The sequence below is a fragment of the Massilia sp. P2_C2 genome (assembly GCF_056404615.1).
The window spans coordinates 1-11,427 of record NZ_JBFUDR010000206.1; the positions used below are offsets into that span (position 1 = coordinate 1).

At 62.8% G+C, this 11,427-nt stretch carries 7 protein-coding genes; 1 reads left to right on the forward strand and 6 read right to left on the reverse strand.

Annotated elements, in window-relative coordinates; all coding sequences use genetic code 11:
- Nucleotides 1-49 precede the first annotated feature (49 nt).
- The 4 genes from AC1DYX_RS21115 to AC1DYX_RS21130 form a co-directional block, all read right to left on the reverse strand.
- A complete protein-coding gene (locus AC1DYX_RS21115) occupies nt 50-1,108 on the reverse strand; it encodes an aldose epimerase family protein (RefSeq protein WP_477262438.1) in 1,059 nt (352 codons plus the stop codon).
- A gap of 12 nt (nt 1,109-1,120) precedes the next feature.
- The gene (locus tag AC1DYX_RS21120) at nt 1,121-2,071 is read right to left on the reverse strand and encodes a glycoside hydrolase family 43 protein (RefSeq protein WP_477262440.1); all 951 of its coding nucleotides are present in this window, start codon (nt 2,069-2,071) and stop codon (nt 1,121-1,123) included.
- 108 nt (nt 2,072-2,179) lie between these two features.
- Complete coding sequence (locus AC1DYX_RS21125; RefSeq protein WP_477262442.1) at nt 2,180-3,520, reverse strand: MFS transporter; 1,341 nt, start codon at nt 3,518-3,520, stop codon at nt 2,180-2,182.
- Between the two features lie 82 nt (nt 3,521-3,602).
- The gene (locus tag AC1DYX_RS21130) at nt 3,603-6,242 is read right to left on the reverse strand and encodes a TonB-dependent receptor (RefSeq protein ID WP_477262444.1); all 2,640 of its coding nucleotides are present in this window, start codon (nt 6,240-6,242) and stop codon (nt 3,603-3,605) included.
- A 430-nt stretch (nt 6,243-6,672) separates the two neighbouring features.
- On the opposite strand from AC1DYX_RS21130, the gene AC1DYX_RS21135 reads away from it, so the two are divergent.
- A complete protein-coding gene (locus tag AC1DYX_RS21135) occupies nt 6,673-8,793 on the forward strand; it encodes a putative bifunctional diguanylate cyclase/phosphodiesterase (RefSeq protein ID WP_477262446.1) in 2,121 nt (706 codons plus the stop codon).
- Nucleotides 8,794-8,865: 72 nt separating this feature from the next.
- Here the strand turns inward: AC1DYX_RS21135 and AC1DYX_RS21140 are convergent, their stop codons facing one another.
- Both AC1DYX_RS21140 and AC1DYX_RS21145 read right to left on the reverse strand, forming a co-directional pair.
- Nucleotides 8,866-9,444, reverse strand: coding sequence for a porin family protein (locus AC1DYX_RS21140; RefSeq protein WP_477262448.1), 579 nt, complete (start codon nt 9,442-9,444; stop codon nt 8,866-8,868).
- A 935-nt stretch (nt 9,445-10,379) separates the two neighbouring features.
- Nucleotides 10,380-11,192, reverse strand: a complete 813-nt coding sequence (locus AC1DYX_RS21145; RefSeq protein WP_477262450.1) for a prohibitin family protein — start codon at nt 11,190-11,192, stop codon at nt 10,380-10,382.
- Nucleotides 11,193-11,427: the final 235 nt, after the last annotated feature.

Below are 11,427 nucleotides of genomic sequence, written 5' to 3' on the forward strand. Positions count from 1 at the left end.
GTAGGGTGGGCACCCCGTGCCCACGCGTGACGCATGCGGTTCGTTGGCGTTATTGCGCCACCGAGAAGCGGAAGCGCGATTCCGTTTCGTACACTTCGCCTGGGCGCAGGATCGTGCTCGGGTACGCCGGCTGGTTGGGCGAATCGGGATAATGCTGCGGCTCGATGCAGAAGCCGCTGCGGTGGGTCCACGCGTGGCCCTTGCCGTGCAGCGAGCCGTCGAGGAAGTTACCGCTGTAGAACTGGACGCCCGGTTCCTGCGTGAACAGCTCCAGCACGCGGCCCGTCGTCKGCTCGCACACGTGGACGGCACGCTTCAGCCCGCGCTCGCCCAGGCTCTTGTTCAGCACCCAGCAATGGTCGTAGCCGAGGCCGTGGCGCAGCTGCTTGTCCGGCTGGCCGATGCGCTCGCCGATCGTGCGCGGCTTGCGGAAGTCGAACGGCGTGCCCGTCACGGGTGCCAGTTCGCCGTACGGGATCGATTCCGCGTCGATGGGCACGAACTTGTCGGCGTCGATCGCAATCTCGTGGCCGAGGATATCGCCCTGCCCCGCCCCGCACAGGTTGAAATAGCTGTGCTGCGTGAGGTTGACCGGAGTCGGCTGGTCGGTGACGGCGTGGAAACGCACGACGATCTCGTTGTCGTCCGTCAGCGAATACGTCGCCGTGACGTCGACGTTGCCGGGATAGCCCTGCTCGCCGTCCGGGCTGTGGTAGCGCAGGACGAGCGTGTCGCCTTCGACGCTGGGCGTCCACAGCACCTTGTCGTAGCCCGGATCGCCACCGTGCAGGTGGTTGTTGCCGTTGTTGGTCGTCAGCTGGTACGCCTTGCCGTCCAGGGTGAAGCGGCCCTTGCCGATGCGGTTGCCGTAGCGGCCGATCAGGGCGCCGAAGTACGGGCTGTCCTTGACGTAGGGTTCCAGGGTTTCGAAGCCAAGCGCGACGTCGGCAAAGACGCCGTCGCGGTCCGGCACGTGGATTTCGGTGATGACGCCGCCGAAATCCAGAACCTTGACGACCATGCCGTTGTTGTTCTTGAGCGTGAACTGGGTAACTTGTCTGCCGTCGGGCAAAGTCCCGAACGGCGCTTGGGTGATTCCGTTTTGCACGTTGTTATTTCCTTAGAGGATGGATGGCCGCCCGAACACAGGCATGCCGTTCTCGTCCCATCGCAGCGGTTTGACGAACGTATGGCGGTCCGGGTTCCACAGCGGATCGCCGACGATTTCGGTATAGGTCCTCGCATGATAAACGAGCATGACGGTCTCGCCATCTTCAGCATATGTAAAGCTGTTGTGGCCAGGTCCGTAAATACCATGATCGTAGCATGTACGGAACACCGGCTCACGCGACTTCATCCACGCGGCCGGGTCGAGCAGGTCCGCATTCTCGTCGGCCCACAGCAGACCCATCGCGTAGTTTTCGTCGGTGGCACTGGCGGAATAAGAAATGAAGATCTTGCCGTTGCGGCGCAGGACGGACGGGCCTTCGTTGACCCGGAAGCCGCGGATTTCCCAGTCGAACTCGGGCTTGGACAGGAGCACGGGCTTGCCCTCGATCTGCCATGGTGTCTTCATCTTCGCGATGTACAGGTTCGAGTTGCCTTCGATCTCGACGTCCTTCTGCGCCCACAGGTAGTACAGCTGGCCGTTGTGGTTGAACGTGGTGGCGTCCAGGCAGAACGTGTCGATGCCCGTGTCGACCTGGCCCATGAATTCCCACGTGCCTTCGAGCGGATTGGCGTTCGTATTGCGGATCGCGTACATGCGGTGCTGGAACAGCTTGTACTTGATCTCGCGGCTCGGCGCGGCCGCGAAATAGACATACCACGCGCCCATGTTGAAATGCAGCTCGGGCGCCCAGATCAGCTCGCTGTAAGGGCCCGTGTCCGGCTTGACCCACGCGTCGACGGTGGGCGCGGCGGCCAGTTCCGCGATCGTCTTCGCGCGGCGCAGTTCGATGCGATCATAGAGCGGGACCGAGGCCGTGAAATAGTAATAGCCGTCCGTGTGCCTGTAGATGTATGGGTCGGCGCGTTGTTCGATCAGGGGTTTCAGTACGGTGTCTTGCATGGTCATATCCAAAGGATTCGTATCGTTTTTACGTAGGGTGGGCACCACGTGCCCACGCGTTACGCCAACATCTCGCGAACGTTACGCGTGGGCGGAGGGCCGCCCACCCTACGCGCTGACTCGTAATTCTTCTTTCACGGTCGAGTAGTACTCATCGCTGATGCGGTACTTGAACATCAGCGCCCCCATCAGGAAGTGGAAGAAGCCCGGGATGACGGACAGCATCAGCGCAATGCCATGCAGCGCCAGCGCGCCCTGCTCCTGGTTCGGCTGGTAGTGGAAGTAATTCAGCAGCAGCCCCACCATGCCGCCCGCGAGCCCCATGCCCGCCTTCTGCGCGACCGAGATGCCGCCGAACGCGAAGCCCGACACCCGCTTGCCGGTTTTCACTTGCCCATAGTCGATGGTCTCGGCGATCGCGGACCAGAACACGGGCGCGTGCAGGTCGACGACGAGCGACAGCATGAAGTACAGCAGGAATGCGAGGGCCTTGTCGCCCGGCTTCACGAGGAGATAAATCATCACGGACAGCACGGCCACCATCAACTGCGTGTAGCGGAACAGTTTCACTTTGCAATAGAACTTGGTGACCCACGTGGACACCACCATCGCGATGATCGCGGCGGCGACGCCCGTCGACAGGAACGCGGACACGGTCTCGGTATCGCCATGCAGATAATACTTGGCGTAATAGATCGCGACGGAGCCGCGGATCACATAGCCGATGGTGCCCGTCACGCAGACGGCGCACAGGATCAGCCACTGGTCGTTCCGGGCCAGCACGGCGATCTGTTCCAGCAGCGGCTGGCGCTTCGTCTTGTACACGACGCGCTCCGTCGTCGTGAAGAACGTGAACAGGAACAGCGCAACGCCCAGCAGCGCCATCRGCGCCATCGCCGCCTGGTAGCCGGCGGCCTGGTTGCCATTGCCCCAGCGCTGGGCGAGGATGGGCACGACGATGGTGACCATGAACGCACCGACCTTGGCCAGGAACAGCCGGTAGCCGTTGGCGGACAGGCGTTCCTGCGGATCGCTCGTCAGGCCGCTGATCAGCGAGATGTACGGCACGCCCACGCCCGACGTCATCAGGGTCATCAGGATGTACGTGGAATAGGCCCACACGAGCTTGGCGTCATAGCCCCAGTCGGGTGTGCTGAACACGGCGAACACCGACAGGCCATACGGCACGGCGAGCAGCAGCAGATACGGCCGGTAGCGGCCCCAGCGCGTGAGGAACGTGTCCGTCATCTGGCCGACGACGAGGTCGGAGCACGCGCCCACGATCTTCACGAGCACGAACAGCAGCGCGAGGTCGGTCGTCCTGAGTCCATAGACGTCCGTGTAGAAGTAAGTGATGATCAACATCATCGACGAGATCACCACGTTGAGCGCCATGTCGCCGGCGCCGAACCCTGTTTTTTCCAGGATCGAGAGTTTTTGCGTGTGCATGCGGCTTCCTTCCAAACGACTCAGGGTGCTACGCGGTTTTTCCCGAGCAGCACCCTGGTTCATTGCCTGGCGATAGTTTCGATCAGTGTTTCCAACGCAATGCAAAGCCGATGACTTTGTCGTAGCGGCGCACGTCACGCGGCAGTTCCGGCACGCCGTGGTAATCGTGGTAAGCCTGATTCAACAGGTTGCTGCCATCCAGCGTCGCGGTCAGGTTTTCCGTGAGCTTGTACGACACCGACGCGTCCAGGGTCTTGATCGGATCGACGATCAGGTTGAAGCCCAGGTTGCGGTAGTTGTACGTGTCCACGAACTGGTCGCGCCAGCTGTAGGCCACGCGCGCCGACCATGGGCCGCGCTCGTACAGGCCGACCAGGTTGGCTGCTTTCTTCGACATGCCCGGGAACGTGTTGCGCGTGCCGTCCGGCTCGGTCAGGCCGCCGTTCATGAACGTGAAGTTGGCCTGCACGCCCAGCCCGCTCATCCAGCCCGGCAGGCTGCTGAAGAATTGCTGGTACGCCGCTTCGAAGCCGTACAGCTTGCCGGTGTCGGCATTGTACGGACGGTCGACGAAGTAGCTGACGCCGTTGTACGTCTCCGACATCGACTTGTGGCGCAGGTAGTTCTTGAAGTCGTGGTTGAACAGCGTACCGGTCAGCGAACCGTCCTTGGAGAAATACCATTCCAGGGCGACGTCGACGTTGCGGCCTTCCTGCGGCTTCAGGTTCGGATTGCCGGCCGTACCGGTCGCCATCGTGGTATTGGTCGACGGATACAGGATCAGGCCCGGGTTGAAGTCGCCGAAGCCGGCGCGCTCGATCGCCTTGCCGGCCACGAGGCGGCCCACCAGGTCCTGGCGGAAGTTGGCGCGCAGGTTCAGGCTCGGCAGCACGTCCGTGGTGCTGGCCGAGACGGACACGGGCGAGATCACGTTGTTGACGTCTCGCGAATTGCCGGTGATGTTCTGGCGCGTCCGCACGACGCGCACGCCAACCGTGCCTTCGACCGGTACCGTGAAGGCGTCGAAGCCGATCTTGGCCTTGCCGTACAGCGCCGTCGTCGTCTCGCGGTCGGCGTAGTACGACAGCGGATCGTCCGGCTTGTCGGCGCTGGTGCCGGTGATCGCCTGGCGCACGACGCCGGTATTGTTCAGCAGGAACTGGTAGCACGGCGCGAAGAACTGGTTCATGCCATAGTTGCCGCCGGTCGCCGGGCTGACGCAGGACAGGCCGGGGATGCTCGTGACCTTGAGCGCGTTCGGGCCCCACTGGTCCGGTGCCGACGAGTAGTTGTTCAGCTCGTGGGCATACGACGCGTCGCGCTGGGCCCAGCGCACGCCGCCCGTCAGCTCCTTCAGCAGGCCGTCGTTTTCCGGCGTCCAGGTCACGTCGCCGCGCCAGTCGTTGGCCGCACCGTTCGAGTGGTTGTGGTTGTCGAAGAAGGCGAACATCGTCCACTTGGACGGGTCCGTCATGTCGACGCCCGGATAGGTCAAATAGCCGCCGCCGTCGCGGATGCTGGCGCTGATCGGCTTGGCCGCGTTGTAGATCGTGTCCAGGATCGGGTTCGACTGGCGGTAGGTCGACACGGTACGCACCAGTTCCGAGCTCACGCGCACGGACGGGGACACGTCCCAGATACCGCCGATCGCGCCCTGGCTGCCCTTCGACCAGTCGCGCCGCGCCTGGGTCGAGCTCAGGGTGAACGTGTTGACGCTCGGGTTGCTGATCGTGTCGAGGTAGTTCGTGCCCGGGAACGTGGTGACGGTCGACGTCGGGTTGTTCACCGGCAGATTGCCCACGAAGAAGATACTCTGCGAATCGTGGTCGATCTTGGTGCCGAAGCCTTCGGCGTAGAACTGCATGTCGCGGTTCGGACGCCACTGGGCCGAGAAGTTGGCTGCCAGGCGCTTGCGGTCGCCCTCGGTCATCACGCGGCCCATGCCATCCGTGCCGACGACGCCGGCAGGCTGGGTGTACTTGATGCCGGGCGCGGCCCACGCCACCTCGTCGTGGTAGCGGCCGCGCTGGTACGACAGGCCGCCCAGCAAGCCGACTTCGCCGATGTCCGTCTTCCAGCGGTTCGACCACAGGCCACCGACCTGCGGATCGGTCTTGCCGGCCTTGTCGCGGTGCTCGGCGCGGGCGTTGACGGCGACCTGCGAACCCTTGAAGTCGAACGGACGGAACGTGCGGACGTCGATGACGCCCGAGGTGCCGCCTTCGACCATGTCGGCGCCCTGCGACTTGTACACGTCCACGCGCTGCAGCATCGAGACGGGCACGTCGGCCAGGAACAGCGAGCGGCCGGCGGCGGTGAACATCTCGCGGCCGTTGAACAGCGTGGTGACGCCACCGAGGCCACGGACGACGATGCTGCTCGCCTCGCCGTTGTTGCGCAGGATTTGCACGCCGGTGACGCGGCCCAGGATCTCGGCCACGTTCTTGTCAGGGAATTTGCCGATGTCGTCCGCGACGATCGAATCGAGCACCTGCTCGGCGTTCTTCTTGATGGTCAGGGCGCTCTGCGCCGCCTGGCGCTGGCCACTGACGACGACAACGTTGTCACCAGTGGCCTGGTTGGCGTCCTGGGCAGCACCGGCGTCCTGCGCGCGTACGGAGACGCTCGTCAGGAGACCAATACCCATGAGGGCGGCAACGGTGCCGCGCAGTGCGAATGTGCGAGTGACGGGCGCGAGCCGGCCCGATGCGATGCGTTTCATATGTCTCCTATCTGCTTGTAAATATTTTTATATTTTCTGAAACTCTGTCGAGGTTTCAGAATCTGGCATGCTGAGCAGTATGTTAGGCGGTGGACTGAGATCGATCCAATCATTTTTTCCACGACTCCGATACCATTTTTTATATGTGACTTGTTTAGCTCTGCCGTATGACAACGATTTCACATGGCACAATGGCGTGGTATCCGATCACTTCCTTCCAAGAGCCGCACGAACGGCGCGCAGATCGACGCCGACCGGCTCGCGCTGCGGGGCCGTATGGCCGCGCTGGGCGTGGAATGAACCGATCGGCATGGCTCGAAACGCGGTTTCCGGACACCCCGGCCAGCCGGTAGAGACGCCAATCTTTCGTGCTGCATGAGGCGGCCACGCGGCGTTACACTTGTGACATCCAGCGCCGAGGCAGACGATCATGCAGAATTGCTCTCCCGAAGAAGTCCGCTCATTCCTCGAAAAAATCGAGCAACTGCCCGCGCCCTTCTTCAAGCGCCTGATCGAAGCGAGCAATACCGGCATCATCATCGCCGACGCCTCCCTGCCGGACATGCCGATCGCCTACGTCAACCCGGCATTCGAAAAGATGACGGGCTACCGGCGGCACGAAGTCATCGGCCGCAACTGCCGCTTCCTGCAGCGCAGCGACCGCGACCAGCCCGGCATCGACCTCATCCGCCATAGCCTGAAAGAGGCCGGGATCTGCACCGCGCTGCTGCGCAACTACCGCAAGGACGGCAGCCTGTTCTGGAGCCGCATCCACCTGTTCCCCGTGCGCGAAAACAGCGCCACGGCCACGCATTTCGTCGCGATCCTGCAGGACGTGACGGAAGTCGTCGAAGCCCAGCAGGAAGCCGTACAGGCACGCGAGCGCCTCAGCACCGTCCTCGAAAGCATTTCCGACGGCTGCGTGTCGCTCGACCGCGAATGGCGCTTCACCTACATCAACGCGCGCGGCGCGGCCTGGATCGACCGCCGTCCGGAAGACCTGATCGGCAAGAGCATGTGGGACGAATTCCCCGAAGCCGTGGGCGGACCGTTCTACCAGACCTATCTGCGCGCGATGGAAGAGCGCGAGTTCGCCACCTGCGAGAACTTCTACGCGCCGCTGGGCATCTGGCTGGAGGTGCGCGTATACCCGTCGCGCGAAGGCGTGACCGCATTCTTCGTCGACGTCACYGAACGCAAGGAAGCGGAGACGCGCCTGCTGCACATGGCCACGCACGACAGCCTGACGGGCCTGCACAACCGGCTGAGCTGCCTGCGCGCACTCGACCAGGCGCTGGGCCGCTCGCTCGAAGAACACCGGCCGGTCGGCGTGCTGTTCATCGACCTCGACCACTTCAAGGAAGTCAACGATGCCCACGGCCACCGCGCCGGCGACCAGGCCCTGCAGGAGATCGGGCGCCGCCTGGGCAGCCTGGCCGGCAGCGGCATCACGGTCGCGCGCATCAGCGGCGACGAATTCGTGTTCGTCCTCGAAGGCATGGACACCGAGGGCGCGAAGTCCGTGGCCGTCGCCGTGCTGCAGCAGCTGGCCTTGCCGATCGCCGTCGAAAACCATCAGGTGGCGGTGGGCGCCAGCATCGGCATCGCAATCGGCAACAGCAGCGAGACCACGGCCGACGAGCTGCTCAACAACGCGGACGCCGCCATGTACGAGGCCAAGGACAACGGCCGCCACACGTACGCCGTGTTTTCGCCGCGGGCGAGCCTGTTGATCAAGCAGCGGCTGGCGCTGCGCCAGGACGTGTTCTCGGCCCTCGAACGGCGCCAGTTCGTGCTGTTCTACCAGCCGCAGGTCAGCGCGATCAACGGCGCCGTGGTGGGCGCGGAAGCCTTGCTGCGCTGGGAACATCCGCGCCTCGGGCTGCTGCCGCCCGACCTGTTCCTGCCCATGCTGGAAGGCTCGCCCGCCATCAGCGCGGTCGGCGCCTGGGTGTGCGAGGAAGCGTGCCGCCAGGCGCGCGAATGGGAACTGCTCGGCTACCGGCTGCGCATGGCGGTGAACGTCTCGCCGCGCCAGCTGACCGACGAGAACCTGCCGCCGCTGCTGAAGAACCTCGTCGACCGCTACGACCTGGACCCCGGGTGCATCAAGCTGGAAGTCACGGAGAGCATGCTGATGCAGGACATCGACAAGGCGGCGGCCGTGCTGAACTCACTGCAGGACGACGGCTTCCGCATCGCGCTGGACGACTTCGGCACGGGTTATTCGAACCTGTCGTACCTGCGCCAGCTGCCGATCACCGCGATCAAGATCGACCGTTCGTTCGTGCGCGAGATCGGGCAGGACCAGCGCTGCCTCGACATCGTCAACGGCGTCATCGCGTTCGCCAAGTCGCTCAAGCTGGACGTCATCTGCGAAGGCATCGAGACGGAGCTTCAAAGGGAAGCGATCCGCTCGACCGGGTGCGACGTGCTGCAGGGCTACCTGATCGGCAAGCCGATGCGGGCCGGCGATTTCCGGGCGTTGCTGCTGTCGCAGAGCGCGGAGCCGGCACAAACCGATCCGGGTTGCGGTAGGGTGGACGGCTAGACCGTGCAAGTCGATCCGCCGTACCGTACGCGTCGTCCACGCGTTCAACCGTCACATGATATGCCGCAGTGTTCAGAACCCGAACTTCACACCCGCCGACCACACGCCCGCGCGCGCGCCGATGTCTTTACCCTTGCCAAAGTTCTCGTATTCGCCGACCACGGAGATATTCTCGTTCAACTTGTACTGCGCACCCAGGCCGGCATACACGCCATTGTCATTCTCCGTCGACGAATACCCGATGTCGGTGTTCCACTTGCGCTGGCTGTGCGCCACGCCCAGCTTGCCGTAGGCCGAGAAGCGCTCGCTGATGGGCACCGTGTACTTGGCTGCGACGTAGGCGCCATAGCCCTTCGTGGACGTCTTGACGCCGCCGGGGATGCCCGTCGCCTCCTGCGAATACTGGCGGTCCTGGTTCGAAAAGTTCACATAGCCGGCCTCGACACCCACGTTGTTCGAGAAGTCGACGCCGCCGAAGATCTTCGCGTCCGCATGGCGGTCGCCGGTCATCCTGTTGTCGGCGCTGACGACGCCGATGCCGACATAGGGACGATAGGCCGCCGTGTCGGAGGCGGTCGACAGTTGCTGCGCGTGGGCGGCGGTCCCGGCGGCAAACGCGGCGGTGGTGAGGATGAAGGTCAGTGCTTTCATAGGGCTCTCCTGTTATGGGCTGTGCCGCGATTCGGGCTGAATCGCGACGGTCACCACGATAGCAGTGTGTCCAGAAAGCAAGAATGTTGGATTGGTAAGGATCTGTTACCGCTGTGCATATAACCGACCCAGCGGGCAAGTATGCATGCAGATGCGGCAATGGACGTTGCAGGAAAATAGCGCGACGATGGCTGAACGATGTCTGCCATACGCTGATGCCAGTCCTGTTTCACCTTTTTACAATTGTGCGGATCACTTCGTATTCTGTGCCAGTGGGGCGCAGCCGCACAGCATAGTGACATAGGCCACCRCCATTACCAGGGTCGGTATTCGCATTGTTATCTTCCTCTGCATAATTAAGGTGCGATGCACGCACCCGCTGGTTCCACGTTATAGGTTCCGTTATATGCGAAGGGCTGGCTCCCATTAACGGGCGAATCAAATAATTCGACATCTAACTTATCGTCCGTAAAGTTGATCATCCCGTCATTCCATCCTGCCGACCGCCAGCGTCCGGTCTTGGTCCCGTCTGGTTGAGATTCCGGCGCATAACTTAGCACAGTGACGTCTGGTGGAGAGTATTGACCACGGCGTGCTGGAAACTGGATGCGAAAGACATACTCGGTCTCTCGTGACCCGAATATGAAGGTAGCCGGGTGATGCGATTGGGGCAAAACGACGTGGATATCGACGTTGCATACGTGGCCGATGAGTACGGCCTGGGCTGTCTTCTTTACCTCTCCTCGATGCAAAACTCCACATGACGACAGGCATAAAATCACAGCCAGGATTCCATATCGTTTTATATTCACCAATGATCTGTTACGCACTGGTTCCCCATGTATGTTTGTAGAATCCACGGCCGTGGGCGGACATTCCCGAAAGCATGTCCGCCCAAGGCTCGCATGTCGAACGCTATCGTCCGTCCACAATGCTCACTTCGCCCCGCTCGCCACGTTGATGAACGGAATCGCACCACCCGCCACATTGGGCAGCTTGCCATCCCACTTCTCGATGGCCAGACGCTGGTTTTCCATCTCGCGCAGGCGGATCAGTTCCGGCGTCACTTGCTGGCGTTGCACGGCCAGCGATTCGGCCTCGGCCTTCGCCTGGGCCACGCGCTGCTTCGCTTCCACTTCGATGCGCTGCAGGTCGCGTTCCGCCTTCAGCTTCAGCTGCTCGGCCGTCGTCTTGGCCTCGATGGCGTCGTTGAACGAGCGCGAGAAATTGAAGTTCACGATCGAGAACTCGTCCACCATGATGCCGTGCCGGGACAGCCGCTCGCGCAGCTGGGTGACGATCTGGTCGCGCACGTCGGTGCGCTTGGCGATCAGTTCCTCGGCCGTGAAGCGCGCCGTGACGGCCTTCACGGCTTCCTGCACGGCCGGGATGATGATGCGCTGGCCCGGCTCGTTGCCGAGGTCGCGGAACACCGTCACCGCGGCATCCGGCCTGATGTGGTAGTTCAGCGCCACGCGGGTGTGCACGGTCTGCAGGTCGCGCGAGGCGGCGTCGCCCTCGCCTTCGCCCTTCTGGATCGAGACGTTGACGAGGTTGAGCTTCTGCGCCAGCGGCACACGGAAGTGGATGCCCTCGCTCAGCACCTGGTCGCTCGGACTGCCGAACGTCGTCATCACGCCCCGGAAGCCGGCCGGCACCGTGCCGAACGGCGCCAGCGCCATCAGCAGGATGAGCACGACGACCGTGACGATGACTTTCATGCCCGCGTTCAATGAGAATCCATTCATTTCGTTTCCCTTTCAGCCTTGGTTGTATTGACGACGAAGCAAGTGTATAGCGGTCGGAGCAACAAGAGAATCAGGAATAGCTGAGGTTGAACTGCGGGAAAGTCGAAGGAACGATCAGTCGCGCGGCACGATGAAGCGGAACGTCGGCTCGATGCCGCGGGCATGCAGGAAGCGGACGATGTCGTCCAGCGAGGCATCCCTGAGCAGCAGACCGTCCGGCACGCCGTCGCCGTCC